This window comes from Ligilactobacillus acidipiscis (assembly GCF_900116935.1).
Taxonomy (GTDB): Bacteria; Bacillota; Bacilli; order Lactobacillales; family Lactobacillaceae; genus Ligilactobacillus; species Ligilactobacillus acidipiscis.
On record NZ_LT630287.1, the window covers coordinates 2,077,441 to 2,093,762 of the forward strand.

The 16,322-nt window shown below is 41.2% G+C and carries 15 protein-coding genes and 1 pseudogene; 5 read left to right on the top strand and 11 right to left on the bottom strand.

Annotated features, from left to right (window positions below):
* Nucleotides 1–172: 172 nt before the first annotated feature.
* Nucleotides 173–430: a type II toxin-antitoxin system HicB family antitoxin gene (locus BQ5903_RS09725; RefSeq protein WP_010498484.1), complete on the bottom strand. Its 258-nt coding sequence runs from the start codon at nucleotides 428–430 to the stop codon at nucleotides 173–175.
* 198 nt (nucleotides 431–628) lie between these two features.
* Between BQ5903_RS09725 and BQ5903_RS09730 the strand changes: the two genes are divergently transcribed.
* The gene (locus BQ5903_RS09730; protein WP_079579427.1) at nucleotides 629–1,618 is read left to right on the top strand and encodes an aldo/keto reductase; all 990 of its coding nucleotides are present in this window, start codon (nucleotides 629–631) and stop codon (nucleotides 1,616–1,618) included.
* Nucleotides 1,619–1,732: 114 nt separating this feature from the next.
* Here the strand turns inward: BQ5903_RS09730 and BQ5903_RS09735 are convergent, their stop codons facing one another.
* A complete protein-coding gene (locus BQ5903_RS09735) occupies nucleotides 1,733–2,026 on the bottom strand; it encodes a HigA family addiction module antitoxin (RefSeq protein ID WP_056972400.1) in 294 nt (97 codons plus the stop codon).
* Between the two features lie 14 nt (nucleotides 2,027–2,040).
* A complete protein-coding gene (locus tag BQ5903_RS09740) occupies nucleotides 2,041–2,328 on the bottom strand; it encodes a type II toxin-antitoxin system RelE/ParE family toxin (RefSeq protein WP_056972398.1) in 288 nt (95 codons plus the stop codon).
* Between the two features lie 535 nt (nucleotides 2,329–2,863).
* Here BQ5903_RS09740 and BQ5903_RS09745 point away from each other — a divergent pair.
* Genes BQ5903_RS09745 through BQ5903_RS12460 form a run of 3 tightly spaced genes read left to right on the top strand, consistent with a single transcriptional unit; the run spans nucleotide 2,864 to nucleotide 6,711 of the window.
* Nucleotides 2,864–3,925: a discoidin domain-containing protein gene (locus BQ5903_RS09745; RefSeq protein ID WP_197684885.1), complete on the top strand. Its 1,062-nt coding sequence runs from the start codon at nucleotides 2,864–2,866 to the stop codon at nucleotides 3,923–3,925.
* Between the two features lie 57 nt (nucleotides 3,926–3,982).
* Nucleotides 3,983–5,134, top strand: a complete 1,152-nt coding sequence (locus tag BQ5903_RS12455; protein WP_269148722.1) for a glycoside hydrolase domain-containing protein — start codon at nucleotides 3,983–3,985, stop codon at nucleotides 5,132–5,134.
* The gene (locus BQ5903_RS12460) at nucleotides 5,044–6,711 is read left to right on the top strand and encodes a glycoside hydrolase family 92 protein (RefSeq protein WP_269148736.1); all 1,668 of its coding nucleotides are present in this window, start codon (nucleotides 5,044–5,046) and stop codon (nucleotides 6,709–6,711) included. Before BQ5903_RS12455 ends, BQ5903_RS12460 begins: the two co-directional genes overlap by 91 nt.
* 79 nt (nucleotides 6,712–6,790) lie before the next feature.
* On the opposite strand, the gene BQ5903_RS09755 is transcribed toward BQ5903_RS12460, so the two are convergent.
* The 5 genes and pseudogenes from BQ5903_RS09755 to BQ5903_RS12465 form a co-directional block, all read right to left on the bottom strand.
* Nucleotides 6,791–9,403 (bottom strand): glycoside hydrolase family 38 N-terminal domain-containing protein, encoded by a 2,613-nt coding sequence (locus tag BQ5903_RS09755; RefSeq protein WP_079579428.1) that lies wholly within the window; start codon nucleotides 9,401–9,403, stop codon nucleotides 6,791–6,793.
* A gap of 89 nt (nucleotides 9,404–9,492) precedes the next feature.
* Nucleotides 9,493–10,587 (bottom strand): annotated as a pseudogene (locus BQ5903_RS09760) (PTS fructose transporter subunit IIC).
* Between the two features lie 15 nt (nucleotides 10,588–10,602).
* Nucleotides 10,603–10,929 (bottom strand): PTS fructose transporter subunit IIB, encoded by a 327-nt coding sequence (locus BQ5903_RS09765; RefSeq protein WP_010498509.1) that lies wholly within the window; start codon nucleotides 10,927–10,929, stop codon nucleotides 10,603–10,605.
* A 21-nt stretch (nucleotides 10,930–10,950) separates the two neighbouring features.
* Complete coding sequence (locus BQ5903_RS09770; RefSeq protein ID WP_172823845.1) at nucleotides 10,951–11,409, bottom strand: PTS sugar transporter subunit IIA; 459 nt, start codon at nucleotides 11,407–11,409, stop codon at nucleotides 10,951–10,953.
* 46 nt (nucleotides 11,410–11,455) lie between these two features.
* On the bottom strand, nucleotides 11,456–11,581 hold the full coding sequence (locus BQ5903_RS12465; protein WP_269148723.1) for a hypothetical protein: 126 nt from the start codon (nucleotides 11,579–11,581) through the stop codon (nucleotides 11,456–11,458).
* Nucleotides 11,582–11,719: 138 nt separating this feature from the next.
* Between BQ5903_RS12465 and BQ5903_RS09775 the strand changes: the two genes are divergently transcribed.
* Nucleotides 11,720–12,748 carry an IS30 family transposase gene (locus tag BQ5903_RS09775; protein ID WP_079579430.1) on the top strand — a complete coding sequence of 343 codons (1,029 nt, stop codon included), beginning with the start codon at nucleotides 11,720–11,722 and terminating at the stop codon, nucleotides 12,746–12,748.
* A gap of 13 nt (nucleotides 12,749–12,761) precedes the next feature.
* Here the strand turns inward: BQ5903_RS09775 and BQ5903_RS09780 are convergent, their stop codons facing one another.
* The 3 genes from BQ5903_RS09780 to BQ5903_RS09790 all read right to left on the bottom strand — a co-directional run bounded on the left by BQ5903_RS09780 (nucleotide 12,762) and on the right by BQ5903_RS09790 (nucleotide 16,154).
* Nucleotides 12,762–13,013 carry a PTS sugar transporter subunit IIA gene (locus BQ5903_RS09780; RefSeq protein ID WP_269148724.1) on the bottom strand — a complete coding sequence of 84 codons (252 nt, stop codon included), beginning with the start codon at nucleotides 13,011–13,013 and terminating at the stop codon, nucleotides 12,762–12,764.
* A 12-nt stretch (nucleotides 13,014–13,025) separates the two neighbouring features.
* A complete protein-coding gene (locus BQ5903_RS09785; RefSeq protein WP_050955744.1) occupies nucleotides 13,026–14,585 on the bottom strand; it encodes a BglG family transcription antiterminator in 1,560 nt (519 codons plus the stop codon).
* A 258-nt stretch (nucleotides 14,586–14,843) separates the two neighbouring features.
* Nucleotides 14,844–16,154: an IS1380 family transposase gene (locus BQ5903_RS09790; RefSeq protein ID WP_010499943.1), complete on the bottom strand. Its 1,311-nt coding sequence runs from the start codon at nucleotides 16,152–16,154 to the stop codon at nucleotides 14,844–14,846.
* Nucleotides 16,155–16,322: the final 168 nt, after the last annotated feature.

Consider the following 16,322-nt stretch of genomic DNA (forward strand, 5'->3'; position numbering starts at 1 on the left):
ACTCTTATTTAACAAAAAATATAGGCCACCTATCAATTTAATTGATACATGACCTACTTCAATTCGTATTCAGTTATAAAATCCAGTTTGCTTTTGCAACCAGTGACTGCAAACCCAATAATATTCGTCATTTTACCTACCTAAATGCCTTTTCTCCAATATAATTTGAGCACTAATCTACCAAGGCTTTGGGAACAGTCACAAAACTTGTAAACTGTCCTTCTTTTGCAAAAGGCAACACTTCACTTGGTTCTGGCAGATCATCATCTAACAAGTGCTCTTTCAAAAATTCTTGTGCCTGAACGAAAGAATCCGAAAAACTTTCAGCATAGAGATACTCGTCAAAATCTGGAAAATACACTACGTAAGGCTCATCTTCATCCTTCGGTTTTGTAATTTTAACTGGGAAACTTATCGCCACATCGCTCATTTAACCACCTCCAAAAAAGTTCTTACATTATAGTTTACATAATATTGTGAGAATTGTACAATATAAAGCCTAGCTGATTCTCTTATTTCTTTAGCTCCAAGAACTCGTTGTATTTTGGTTTTTTCGTTATAACCGTTATACTGTTATTATAGTAAATATTTTTGAACGGATCAGATCTGTTAGAGAGGGGTATTATGTATGTACGTAGCAGATGACGACAGATACAATAAATTACCACACCGACGAGTAGGTGAAACTGGCCTACGTTTACCTTTGATCTCTTTAGGTCTCTGGCATAGCTTTAGCAGCGCCGACCCATTGTATGATCGCAAACGTGTGATCTTAAAAGCTTTTGATCAGGGGGTCTTTAGTTTCGACTGTGCTGACCATTATGGTTCTCCTGAGATCGGCACTTCTGAGTCACTTTTGGGTCAGGTATTAGCCGCTGAATTAAAACCATACCGTGATGAATTGGTGATCACATCTAAGGTTGGCTATCGTACTATTCCTGGACCATATGGTCACTTCCTGTCCAGAAAGACTATTTTACAATCGATCGACCGTACTTTGGAACGTCTTCAATCAGACTATGTTGATATCTACTACGCTCATCGTTTCGATCCCAATACTGATTTATGGGAAACAGCTCAAGCTTTAGACGATGTTGTTCGTGCTGGTAAAGCATTGTACATCGGAATTTCCAATTTTGATACAGAACAAGCCAAAACAGTTGCTAAAATGTTTGATGACTTGGGCACACCATATACTGTTAACCAAATTTCGTATAACATGCTCAACCGTCGTCCAGAACGGATCGGTCTTGTGGATGAAATGAAGCGCCAAAAACGCGGTATCGTTGCTTACGGTCCATTAGCTGAAGGCTTACTCAGTGACAGATACTTAGATGGTGTTCCGGCAGATTTCGCTATTCATCCAACCAGCAAGTATGTTATGCAAGCAGGTGCTGACAAAGTAACTGAGGATTTAAACAAACTCAATGACATTGCCAAAAAACGTGGTCAAACACTCTCACAAATGGCTTTAGCATGGCTATTAAGAGATCCAGTAGTATCATCAGTAATTATCGGTACTACTAATATCGATCACTTGCAAGACAACTTGGAAGCTGCCAAAAACATCCGCTTTGACCAAGAAGAACTTGATGCGATCGATGAAATCACTAAATAACTAAATAAACAAAAACTAGCTTTGATAAGAAAAGGGTTGGAAAAATCAAAAATTGATTTCTCCAACCCCTTTTTTGTCAAACTAGAAACTCTTTTCCCTAGTACTCTCTCAAATTTATCCTAATTGGAATTGTTTTATTTGGGCATACTCTTTCCCTTTAGCTTCCTCAACATTACGAATATCTATATCATTTTGTAAATTCAAAAAATAGCGGTCAGAAACTCCAAAAACTCTGCCCAATCTAACGGAAGTATCGACCGTGATTTGCCGTCGGTCATGTAAAATATCCTGTATCCTAGACGTTGGAACATTGATTCTTTTTGCCAGCGCATAGGCTGAAAAATTCAACGGTTCCATAAACTCTTCTTTCAAGATCTCACTAATTTTTGGTGTTGGGATCTTATTCATAATATTCACTCCCCTTAATGGTGATAATCAACAACTTCAACATTGATAAAATCATTCTGGTTCTCAACAGAAAAGCAAAGTCGGTATTGTGCATTGATCTTTATACTATACTGTCCTTCACGATCTCCCACTAGTTGTTCCAGATGATTAGCGGGTGGAACTCTTAAATCATTGATATTTGTGGCATTGTCTAACATAATTAGCTTTCGTAAAGTTGCTTTCTGAATTGCTTGAGGTAATCTTTTAGAAAATTGTTGACTAAATATTTTCTTGGTTTCCTTATCTGCGAAATTTCTTATCATAAGTTTTTCCTTTGTTTTGTTTAATATATTATACCTTAAGTACGTGTATATGTAAACAAGTTATAGTTGAGATTTATTATACAAAACTATAACCCATTTTTTTATTCAAACATTTTCTATAACTTTTCTAAAAGCCGTCTTTAGCATAAATAATAATTATTATAAGCTTGATTTTGTCTGTAGTTACGGTAAAATGTAAGCGGGTACACAAATATTAGCAGGATTTCTTGTAATTATTATACTTTTAACTAAATTTTTCTGTATAAAAATTATACGTTATTCTGCAGAAAGGAGGATAATTTTACCAACTCAGTAACCATTTTGCGGAACATGACTACTTTAAAGTGCTTTAAAAAGAACATGCCTTATAAGCACACAGCACATAGAGAACAACTTATTTAGGGAGAGATAGGTCTAATTATTTATTTGGTAAAAGAAAGTGCCTTACTGTCATGTTTCCGCTTAATTTCCATCTTGTCACAGCCAATTTTTGCAACAGAATTTCGTTTTGTCCATAAAAAAGGAGTGATATTGCATGAAGAACCTGAATCGTTTTGGGGCACTGATAGTCTCAGTTGGAGCTGGAATACTGATCGGTACGGGCTTAAATTTTCATAATAGCAATACAACAGTTCACGCTGACCAGACCTTATTTTCGACTTCTTTTGAAACTGATGAGAACCAAACTTTTCCTGAAAATGACCTAAATTCCAGACTGGGGTCCAGTAACCTCAGCAACACTTTTGCGCCTGAAATTGATGGTGATCTGACCAACCAGGTCGATCAAGACTCGATCAAGGGCAGCAAAGACTTTAATGATTCTGAAACCAAGCAAAATCTTTTTGACTCTGATTTAAGTACTAAGTTTTTATCTAATGAAGATCAAGGCAAAGGCATTTGGGTCAGCTTTTCTTTAGAAAAGGCACAAAAGATCGGTGTTTATGCACTTGGATCCGCTAACGATGAATCTAGCCGTGACCCCAAAAATTGGCAGCTTTACGGCAGCACAGACGGTCAGAAATGGGAGAGCATCGATCGACAAACCGACCAGAAATTTAGCGGCCGCAAGCAATGGAAAAAGTATCAAGTCCAAGCTAAAAAAGCTTATAAGTACTACAAATTCCAAGTCGATAAAAACAATGGTGCTGACATGACCCAACTTTCTGAATTGAAAATTGGGACAGGCAATAAAGATGATAACCCGGGTCCTAGCCCAATGATGTCGTCAACTCTTAGCACTGGTCCAAAAGATGCGATCAATCAACAAAATAACATGGGCTGGACTGGAAAAAAAGCTCTTGAATTCAAGGGCAGTGTGGCTAAAAATGGTCATGCCTATTCCCATAACAACCTGATCAACGATCTCAACATTAAGGTCAATAGAAATACAAATCTCCAATATAAGATTTTTCCTTCCAACGGACAGCATGACTATGATAATAACTATGATTATGAATTTACCCCCATGTATGCTTCCATCAACTTGGAATTTAGCGATGGAACTTACCTTAGTCAGCTAAAACCGTTAAGCACTGATAATTTTGCAGTTACCCCTCAAGAGCAAGGAAGCTCTCGTTCACTGTACTACAACCAGTAGAATCAGATCACGACTAATATCGGATCAGTTGCCGCAGGGAAAACTATCAAACGTGTCATGATCAGTTTTGACGATCAAAATGCCAAAGCCGGCAAAACGTTTGATGATTTTATCGACGATGTTAAGCTCTCTAATAGCAGCACAGGGACAACCAGCGCCGCCAATAAGACGGACTATGTCAATACATTACGCGGCACAAACGCTACAGGCGATTTCTCACGCGGTTTGAATATTCCGGCAACCACCGTGCCAAATGGTTTTAATTTTTGGACACCTGCCACGAACTATAATAGTAACCTAGTTTACGAATATCAAAATAATGGTGACAGAAAATTCCAATACATGACCGTCAGTCACGAACCATCGATCTGGGTCGGTGACCGTGGTACCTGGCAATTTATGGTCAATACTTCCATTGACAGCTCCAAAGTCTCAAGTGGAAGCGACATTGACCATACTAAATATGCTTCCGATTTCAGTCACGAAAATGAAACGGCTAAACCGCAGCTCTACTCGATCGCTTTTCCTGACAAATCAAATGCTGCTGGAGCTAAGATGAGCTTGACACCAAGTATGCACGGTGCGATCACCCGTTTCCAATTTGACAATAATGCCAAAAACAAAAACGTTGTTTTCGATTCTTCACGTGCAGACGGCAACCTGGAATTTGATGCCACGAACAACTCATTTTCCGCCATTACCAAAGACGGTAATAATGGGATGCACCAGATGTATGTCTATGGAACTTTTGACAAACCTTACCAAGTAAGCAAGGTCGAAAATTCCAAACAAGGGATCGTTTCCTTCAAAGATAACGATGTTTCCATGAAAGTTGCCACATCATTTGTCAGCGCTAAACAGGCTCAAAAGAATTACGAGCTCGAGCTAGCCAACCAAAACTTTAACAGTTTACAACAACAAACGACCTCTGAGTGGGAAAAAATCATGAATAAGGTTCAAGTTAAGGGTGCTACTCACAATCAGTTAGTCACACTTTATTCAAATATGTATCGCTTATACATGTATCCTAACTTCTATGGTGAAACGCCCGCCCAGACTGGGTCCATAGTGATCCATACAGCGGCTCTATGGAAAAACCTGTTGCTAAAAGCGGTAAAATGTACTTTAACAATGGTTTCTGGGATACCTACCGAACAGCATGGCCGGCCTATTCCATCCTCTCACCTGATAAAGAAACAGATTATCTGAATGGCTTAGTTCAACACTATCGTAACCAAGGATGGGTCCCACGTTGGATCGCACCAGGCGGAACAAATAGTATGGTCGGGACTAGCTCAGATATAATCTTCGCAGATGCCATGATGAAAAATATTCCATTCGCACACAAGGATGCTTATGAATCAGCCATCAAAAATGCGTCAGTCCAATCTGAAAACTTAACTAACGGTGGACGCAAAGCTCTCAATCAGTCTAACTTCCTGGGTTATGTTCCTTCAGAAAGTGATAACTTCGGTTTATCATGGTCCATGGAGGGTTATATCAATGACTGGGGCTTATATCAGATGTCTAAAAAACAGCATAAATTAGCTGAAGCAAAATATTACAAGAACCGTGCTTTAACCTATGCAAAGATGTTTGACGGTAACGGACAGCAAGCCGCCGACAAATGGTTTAAGGGCAAAAAACAAGATGGTTCCTGGACTACAGATCCGCAGAATTTTGACCCAACATCGTGGAGTCGCGACTACACCGAAACAGACGCTTACAATATGGCAGTTTCAGTACCGCAAGACGGAAATGGACTAGCTAATCTGTATGGTGGTCCAGCAGGGTTAACACAAAAGATCGACCAGATCGTGAATACTCCTGGCGATTTTACAACTGATGGCGGTGTGATCCATGAAATGCGCGAACAAAGAGAAGTTAAACTGGGACAATATGGGCACAGTAACCAGCCCGCCCATGATATTTTGTATATGTATGCTTTCTCCGGCCAGCCATGGAAAACACAGAAATACACGCGTGATATTTTGAAACGTCTCTATGTTGGCTCTGACTTCGGCCAGGGATATGTCGGTGATGAAGATAATGGCGAACAATCTGCCTGGTATATCCTTTCAGCACTTGGCATCTACCCACAAAACCTGGCTTCTAACCAGTTTGTTCTAGGTTCACCACTCTTTAAAGAAGCTAAAGTTCAACTGCCTCATGGTCGTTCACTGACTGTTAAAGCACCAAACAATAGTGATAAGAATGTTTATGTAAACAGTGTTTACTTGAACGGTCGGCGGATCGACAAAACGTACTTGGATTATAAGCAGATCATGCGTGGCGGTGTCTTACGCTTCAACATGTCTCCTCGGCCAAGTACGCGGCGTGGGACACAGCAGTGGCAAAAACCTGCATCTTTGACACAAGGTCGTAAAGCTCCGCAAGTCAAGACTGATGCATTTGATAAAGGGCAAGTCGTTGGCAGCGACCAAGATTACAAGAAGCTGGTAGATAATGATAGTAATACTGTTACTACAGTCAAAAATAACAGTACCCTTGATGTCAAGCTTGACCGGGCTCGCAGGATCGATATGCTGACCTTGTCTAACAGCACGAAAGATACCAAGTTCAAGAACGTCAAGATCTATGGTTCTCGTGACGGCAAACACTTGCGTCCAGTAGATCAGGTCAGAAACGTCAAGTTCACGTATGACAAATCAACCAAACCATACCTGATCAGAAAAACATTTGTTCCATATCAACACTATCGTCTTAAATTCGAAGGCGGCAGCGGTCAATTAGCTGAAGTTGAATTGTTAGGAAACATGGACTAACATTGTTGACCGCAGTCAAAGAAATAGCCTGAGAGCTCCGAAGTTGGAGTTTTCAGGCTATTTTCTTATACTCTGGATCCTATAGCTCAATTTTTAACGATAACAGATCGTAAGGCTTGATCTCTGTTTGCTTGATCGGTTCTTCCAATGCGGTAACTGCCTGCGCTTTTTCCAATAAGTCTGCGGGCAGTTTTTGAGACACGGAGCTTAGGTTTTGCAAACGTAAAATATAGGCTCCTTGACTTGAATAAGCTGGATATAATGCCGAAACATCAAGTTCTGGCGGCAACTTCAGCATTGCCAGTTTTTCTGGTATATGCGGCTCATTTTCTGTTTGCCAGATCTTGTTATCCAAACGATTGATAAAGACATTCAAAGATTGATTTTGATATGACACGCTGGGTGCTAGCCATTCGCGGGTCAGTCTGTTATTAGTTGCAGCTGTAAATTTTTCGTTGCTGAATTTAAAAGCAAAATCAAATTCATTGAATCCACGTTCTTGCGCAAGTGGTGTCGGCATCATAATGTGTCCTTGGCTCGTGGTGTCTCCTGAGGCCCTGCCTGGGCGCCATGCCAAGTTTGGTTTGCCCAGCTGACCTGTCGTGGCCATTAAGGTAACTAACAACCGCTGGTCACGATATTCGTATTCCTTTTGTCCAGCTCCCCAAAAAGTAAAATGCTGCTGTTCCGTCATCAAGGTCAGGCTTTTATCAAAGTTGTATAAGTTGACCGGTTTTTCGACAAATTTATCAGCCCAGTCTGCGGGCAGCGGCTCATTTCTAGTCCTCACATAACCGGCTTGGATCTGGGCATTGACCTCGTCTGTCTCGATCTGTGGTGCGAAGCAGAGCCGTAAGCGATGAGAATTAACTTCATTGTCCACTTTCAAGTGAGCATTGATCTGCCCGTTCTCATTAAAACTAAGCTTAATACTATACGTTAATACTCCTAGTTTCGGACAGGTTTTAGCATAATCATCCAAGTTTGCCGGTAAGCTGGCGGAACCACGAACTAACAATGCATCTTCTTGTGGACTTGAAACCACCGTGCCCATGTTAAGCGGTAAGCGTTGTTCTTGAATTCCATTGAATGGCGAGGAATCATAAGTGTCGCCATCGTTTGGGGCATCTACCAAGGAAAGAATGTTTTTGATCCTGTGCTGATTGACTATCAGATCTATGCGACCTTCAACAAATTCAAGCCGTTGCTGCCCTTTTTCGATCTTGCCATAAGAGCCGAATTGCCCTTTTTTTGTCTGAACCATTTCAGTATCAGCTTGCTGGATCCGTAAAACAACATACCCCAGAGCGGGTAACTTCACATGACCAGTAATCTCTAATTCATAGTACTCTGGCTCATTTGTGTATTCTTGTCCTCTAGAAGTCATCATCAAAATATGCTGCCGTGCAGAATATTTCTTGGCTGCCGTGATGACCGGATCTTTCATGCCAGAAAGCGCGATTTTTTTGGAAGAAGCAACTATCTTGACCGTCTTATCCCCATTAAATTCGTATGGTTCTGTGTTAAATACGAGAACTTGATCAGACTGCAATTGCAAATACTGAGCAATTTTCTTTTTGACAATGTTTTCGATCCCATCTGCGAGCTCATTAGCTTCCTTAAAGCGGTGCAAAATATCTGTGGCAACATTATCCGACACACTGCCGCCTAAAGTATCATGAGCCTGACATTCTAACAACTTCTTCCACAATTTAAGCAACAGGCCATTGCCGATCTGTACTCCGACTTTAGCACCGATCACACAGAGCGGTTCAACTCTCTTTAAGATTTTTTGTTCCAACTGAAAATTTTCCCGTTTGATCTGACTTCTAACAGAACCGATCGAGCGATGAACACGTGCATAAGTTGGCAGCCGTAATTCACCTTGATATTTTGGTAATTGTTCCTTCTTTTTCCTGATAATATCAACAAACTCCGGATAGGTACTGATTTCTGTTTGATATTTACTTTGCTTATTTAACTCAGCCACTGTCTGCTTGATGTTTTTAATGATGTTCATCTGATCAATTCCTGATGGCATTAAGACATCTTCATGATTGCCATGCTCAGATTCAAACTTAACAGCTGGATCATAACGAACTTTGGCGAATTCAGCGAGATTTTGCTTAGTTTCTGGAGTAATTTGCCCGGTAAAATAACCAAAAGGAAAATCAATTGCTAATACTTCCTGCTCATTTAAACCACGCCACCGAAAATAAACTGAATTTGTCTGCTGGCTAAAATTAGTTCCCCGCCAAAAGAGGAAGTTGTCGATCCCAACTTGTTGCAAAAGAGTCGGCATTTGCGCATTAAAACCAAAAGTATCAGGTAAATATCCGACTTTCATCGGCTCTCCATAATTTTGCTGCATATCTTTCATCCCGATCACTAAATTGCGAATGATCGATTCTTGGTCAGGAATCAACGCATCGGTTTGTGTGTACCACGGACCGACGAACAAACGTCCTTCACCGACCAGCTTACGGATCCGTTCCTTGGCTTCTGGATGTATTTCAACATATTCATCCACCACTGAGACTTGACCATCCAGACAAAAATTAGCGTCGCTGTTTTTTTCCAATTCATCCAAAACTTCAGTAAATAACTGCTCACTTAAAACCTGTGCGTCCATCGTTGTAAAGTACCATTCACGATCCCAATGGGTATGATTAACTAAATGTGCCTTAACCATGCACTATTCCCCTTTCTTACTTGCCGCCTTTAACAACAGAAAAGCATCACTGAATTGTTCAACAATGCTTTTTCGTCTATCAAATTCACTTATTCAAATTTAAAATCAATATCATCTTCATCATCGGCGTTATCCTCTTCAGTATTAGTAACTGTAAAGTCAACTGCCAATGGTGCTAAGACACCAATGATCAAAGCACAAACTGCTAGGCCGATCAGATATGCCCACCCATTATGCAGAGTAACGAAGCCATAAATACCGCCGACAGGAGAAATATTAGCTTTGGCCCCTAGCAAAACAGTTGTTGCCGAGCCCGCAGCTCCGGCTAACATATTGATCGGGATCAACTTCAAAGGACTCATCAAAGTAAATGGGATCGCACCTTCTGTGATACCAACAAATCCCATGAACCAATCCCTCCGACCCGCATCCAATAGTTCAGAAGAAAATCTCTTTTTGAATAACAAAGTAGCAACGGCATAGCCCAAAGGAATACCAGCAATTGCGACGTTGGCCATCATAGCTGGAGTATAAATTTTTTCTGCAAGTAAAATATTACCTGTCATCCAGGCAGCTTTATTGACTGGTCCACCTAAATCAGAACCGATCATACCGCCGATGATCAGTGCCAAAACAACAGAACTGACCCCGCTGTTGACCATTCCTTTGACCCAAGCTACCAGTGAGCTATTGATTCAAAGTAGTGGATCTTTCAAAATAACCCCCATTAAAATGGCGATCACCATAGTCGAGTTCAGAGGTACGACAACTAAAGGCATAATTGTTTCGAATTTTTCACCAACATGAATATGGTTTTGGCACCAGCGTGCTGTATAACCAGCAGCGAATCCGGCAACCAAAGCTCCCAAGAAGCCCATATTGGAATCTGTCGCAAAAGCACCACCGATAAAGCCCGCAGCTAAACCTGGTTTATCACCGATCGCATAGGCAATATAACCAGCTAAGACCAAGTTGACTAAGCCGATCCCAGTCCAACCGATCTGTGCGATTTCATTCATCAAATGCCAAATGCCGGTTTTGTATGAACCTAGATTAGTAACGCCAAAACACAACGCGATAATGGTAGGAACAGCAACGACCAGTGAACCGCCGATCACAACAGGCAACATGTATGAGATACCTGACATGAGGTATCCCTTCCAATCATTTAATAATTTCTTCATGAAGCACAGCCTCCTTTAGTTTGACTTTTGTCTCTGCGCGACAGCTTTAGCAGCTTTTTTTATAACTGCTTTAGGTTTTTCGATACAGGTGTCGATCGAAACCCTTAATTTGGGAATTTTTTCAAAGCGGTCCAGTTTTTCTATTTTCTGATCAGAACCGATCAGCAAAAATTTAGCACTGTCTGCCTCTTCTTGGGTGATCTCATTTTTTAAACCCATTGCTCCTTGTTGTTCGACTTTAGCTTCTAAACCTAATTCACTAGCAGCTTTTTCAAGTGCTTTCGCTGCCATCGGTGTATGTGCCAAGCCAGCGGGACACGAAGTAATTGCAACAAAATCCATAATAAAAACTTCCTTTCCAATTTACCTAGAGTTATCGTTTTGATTCAAAAAGTCATAAACTTCATCAACTGATAAACAAGCTGCTAGTTTTTTTCTTTGCTCTTCATCAACTAGTTCGCCCGAAAGGTCTGCTAAAGTTTCCAGGTGTTCTTGCTCACCATCTTTGGGAACTAACATCGTTATCACCTGCTTGACCTGACTATTGTCGATCGTTTGCCAGTCGGTCACACCTTCTTTAGCCCGAATAAATAAAATTGCTGGCACCTTGATGTCAGCGCTGATTGCATGCGGGATTGCGATCCCATCTAACAACCCGGTTGAAGACTGCTCTTCGCGCTCGGCTAATGATCTGCCAACAGCGACCTGATTTTCCGCTAATCCAAGCTTGAATGACTCTTTTGATATAAAGTGAAACACTTCCTCTCTGGTGTGCAGATCCACATCTAAATAAATATATTTTTTTTGCAAGAGTTCTCTCATTCTGCCATCCCCTATTTTCGTGTACATTTGTAACAAAGCTGCTTGTTTACACATCTAATTCACTATTCTCTAAAAGTGTAATAATTGCCTCACTTGAAGAAGCATGGACCAACTGGTCGATGATCTCTTGGTTTTTGATCAAACTATAAAAGTAGGCATAAATATCATCCATTTGACTCTCTAACTGTTGCCCCGATTTAAAATTGAAGTGCAACACTTGATAACTAGACCAATTAGACTAGCTTAAAAGGCCATAAAGGCCTATTCTTATTATTAACGACAAAATCAACAGATAAGGATAGGTGTCTTCATGGCCCAAACTAAGAATATCATGCCTAAGCATTACCAACAACTCCAATCTTTTGAACGCGGTCAAATTGAGTCCCTGACTCGATTAGGATTTGGCGTTCGTCAGATTGCCAGCTGGCTTCACCGGAGTCCCAGCACCATTTCTCGCGAATTAAAACGCGGGTTAACCACCCAGATTGATTCCCAGAAACATCGGTCATATCAGGGCTACTTTGCCGAGCGCGGGGCGGCTTACTATCGAGAACAGCGGGCCAAGTGTCACCCCAAAGGTTTACTGCAGCGGGCTGCCGTGTTCTTCAAGTCCCTGCCGAAAGCTTTAAAAGCTAAGCCACGAGTTTTCAGTGTCGATACGTATGTCCACTATTTCAAAGCTCATTACCCGGGCTTTCCCTGCCCATCAACGGCTACGGTCTATCGGTATATCGAGGCTGGCAAGCTCCCGGAGCTTCACAACTATGATTTACCCATGAAGCTACGTCGCCGCGTTAAACGCCCGAATCACCGACATGCCCGCCTGAATAAAAAACGGCTTGGACAGTCCATTGAAGACCGGCCCGCAGTGGTTCGGAAACGTCAGGAGTTGGGCCATTGGGAAGGCGACTTAGTGAAAGCCAAACGGGTTGAGTCCGAACCAGCTTTAATGACGTTAACCGAGCGAGTTAGCCGGATGGAAATTATCGTTAAATTGCCTGATTACCGGGCAGAGACTTGCCGGCAAGCCCTCCAAGATACGATTGATGATTACGGTGCAGAAAACTTTCGGACTATCACGTTTGACAACGGCTCGGAATTCGCTAGTTTAAATCAGGTTCAAGGAACGGAAATCTACTTTGCCCATCCATATTCTCCCTGGGAACGGGGCACTAATGAGAATGTGAATGGTCAATTAAGAGAGTTCTTCCCAAAGGGGCATTCCTTTAAAAACCTCTCATTAGTGGATCTGCAGTTGGTTCAAGACACGCTGAATCACCGTCCCCGCCGCTGTTTAAGCTATAGTTGTCCAGCGGATATTATGCCACAACTGGTTTAACTTTCTAGACCAATTATAAGAATAGGCCATTAGTGTTGCACTTAACTTGACAATTGAGGCTCTCTAACTGTTGATTAAATGCAATAAAGAACACTAAATTCACTTGACCATCATGATTCCACTTAACTCCTGCCTGGGAAGTTAAGATCCCCAAAGTTGGCTTTAAAACGTGCTCGATCCCACCATGCGGAATAGCTATTTTACCCAACTTAGTTGTTGCCAGTTTTTCTCTTTCCAAAGCAGAGTCAGCCATTTTCTGATCCACATAACCGTGTTGTTATAAGCGCTTTGTTAGCTTCTGAATTACAGCATTCTTGTCAGTTAGCTCTGAATCGGCAATAATACATTCCGGCCGCAGTAATTCCATAAATTCAGCATGAATATATTCTCGTTTTCTGACCTCATCACAAACTTTCTTTAACAATTCCACTTCAGTCTCATTTAAAAATGGACTAACTTGCAGGACACGTGTTTTAGCCATTTTTAACGGGACCGTCGATAGCACGATATCTGTAACGGGTGCCTTTTCCATAAAATCACTGACTGACATCGTACCTACTATGGTAACATCCTTGACACTTTCTATGACTCGCTGTCGCAAGAGCTGTGCCGTTCCATAACCCGAACTGCAAACTATCACGAGTGTGACCTCGTTTGCTTGGTGCGGATGACGTTTATTAAAAAGCTCCAAGTGCAAAGCCATGTAGGCGATTTCATTTTCTGGCAAAACAACTTTAAAATGTTGTTGGATCGCTAGCGTCAAGTCAAGCGCCTGGTCAAAAGCAGTCGGAAATTTTTCCTTTATTTCACTGGCATACAGATTTTTAACAGCGAAGCCCATCTTTCCACGTTTAAGTGCGGGCACTAGATGGGTGGCCAGGTTACGCAAAAGCTCATCGTCATATGCTGACAAATTTTGCTTCAACCATAAGGTCAACTCGCCCACTACTTGCAAATTACTGAATGAATCAAAATTATCGTTAAAAACCGCTACATAAAGTTCTAAATATTTAGCTTCTGCGAGTGGAATAGTAAACTTAAACTTTTGTTCCAGTAAAGTGATCAAGTACTGAGTTGCCGGCGAAATAGTCAAATCAAAGATCTCTTTTTGGTCAATGTATTTTTTCTCACTGATCCTTTTCATTGATATTGCAATGTGCACCAGTAAGGGCTCATATTGATATTCATTAGCACGAATATTATACTTTTGACTAAATTCCACCAAGACGTTTTGAACCACAGAAAGGATCTGCGGATCAACATATTCCCTTAAAAAATCAGGAATCTGAAAATCTTGAACCAAATGCCCCGTTTTTTTATTTTCGGTCAAACTTTGATTCCAGTTTTCTTGAGTCAACTTACTTAAAATCTGTCTGACCTCAAGCTCATCATTATTCAAAGAAATACCTTGCTGGGTCTTTTTCAACTGCACTCCAAAGTGTTCTTTAAGATAATTTAGATCCCGTTCTAAAGTACTCCGACTGACAAAAAAATGTTGTGCTAGATCATCTAATAAGCTCGGCTGCTTTAACTCAAGTAAAAATGACAACAGATCTATCCGGCGTGAATCATCGCTTTGTTCGGCAGCATCACAACCTGGCAGACTGCTTCTTAAACGGTCCAAAGAACCCGTCAGGTAAATGACTGCTCCTCTCTTGCGAACCAAAGTTACATCATATTCGGCAATCATTTTTTCCACTCGATCAAGGTATTTAGAAATTGTTTTACGAGAAAGGTTGGTATACTCCATTAAATCTACATAGTGCACTACTGACTTAGAAAGAAGATATTTAGTTATTTTGATAGTTAAATTAGTCGACGAATTATCTGTATTCAAAATACTCATCCTTTCAAGTTAATTTTAAAGTAAGCGTATTCAAAAGTTAATGTCAACCTAGTACACTTGTAGTTAGTGTACTTCTTTTTTACTATTATTCATGATCCTGAATTATTCATACTTTTTGTCTTAAATAAAATTTGGCGCAAAATAACCGTGGTCTCAGAAAAAAGCTTTTTTTGTTAGTTTTGCGGTCGTATTGCTTAAAAAAGGGCAGACTTCACCCTTTCCCTAGAAAATATATTTTATTTTGTGAGTTCACAGCGGGTATATTTTAATGTTTTGGATCTTAAACAGTGTCTGCCAGAATAATTTATCAAACACATTGGTCTGGGATAAATGGACCCAGATCTGATGGGCGTGGTGCGTGACCTTAGCTGCCAAATGAAGTAATTTAAAGCGGATGGTCTCGACCTGAGCGTGTTTAAGTTCCGGTGGTAAAACCAAGTTCTTCATGGCTTGGAGTATATTGTAAGCCGTGCCAGCCACCAACATGCGAAACTCATTGGCGTTAAAGCTGGAACTGTCCGTTTTATCAAAATGAAAACCGCGTTTAACTTCTTTGATCAAGTCTTCCATTGAACCACGTTGTTGATAGAGGGCAAAGACTTGCGGACCACTCAATTCTTCCAAGTTGGTCACGATAAACTCATGGTCAAACAGTAAATTTCCCGCTGGCCGAGTTGATCTAATGATCACCCGATAAGGGCGTGGCCAACTTTGGGGACAGTAATCCTGCAGGACATGCCATTGGACTTCAGTTTCGCTGAAGTCGTGGTCGCCCACTTGGATCAAGCGCTCAGCCCGACTTTGGAGTTGGCGGTTCGCTTTCATGCGGATCACGAATTTAGCCTGTTTTTTATCACAGGCACGGTAGATCCCTGGCGCTGCGAAACCAGAATCTCCCCGCACGAGGACATCCAAAGAAGACTGGTCATAGGCCCGTAGGCCCCGTAATAAGAATTTAGTCGCTCCCTGTGAAGTATAGCGATTGCCTGGACGTAATTGGGCATTCAATAAGCAGCCCGATAAAGCATCGAAAGCTAGTAATGGATGATAACCGTTAGTCTGATAATGACCGTTATAAGCACTTTTTTCTTGGTTACCAAATGTATCAGCATGCGTGGAGTCGAGGTCAAGGATCAGCTGATGTTGATTCAGCTGGCCCAGGACTAAGTGCGCCAAAGAGATCATTACAGACTTGACGGAGAAAAGGCCTGTCGCCGAGACGTGATTGATAAAACGTGAGAGCGTCGGTTGGGAAGCGACTGCTTGTTTTAGAGCTAAGTTGAAATCAGCCGCTTGGGCCAAGGTGTTAGCAGACTGATCCTGGGAATACCCCGCTAGTAATTGAAATAACAACTGCTTGAATAAATCGTTCATAGTGAAGGTACAATACTTGCGACCATCTTTGAAACGCAAGTTAGTCTCTAAAAACTGGTCAAAGTGGAGTTGATGGAGAAACTCAGCAAGCAATAAAGTCCCCGCATCGTTCGCTAGCTCACCGCCGTCATTAGAAATTTTGATTTGTTTATTGAATAAAAGCTGTTTATGATGTAAAGTCGACATTAGGAGCACTCCTGTTCTTTGTAGTGTTTAGTCGACTTTACAATAGCACAGGATGTGCTCTTTTTGTACACCCAGCAGGTGAAAAAGAAAAAAGGTCAGCAACAGCACGGCAACAACCAAAAGCAGACCTCAAGGTAAAATTATGAATAATCCAGGATGATATTACTT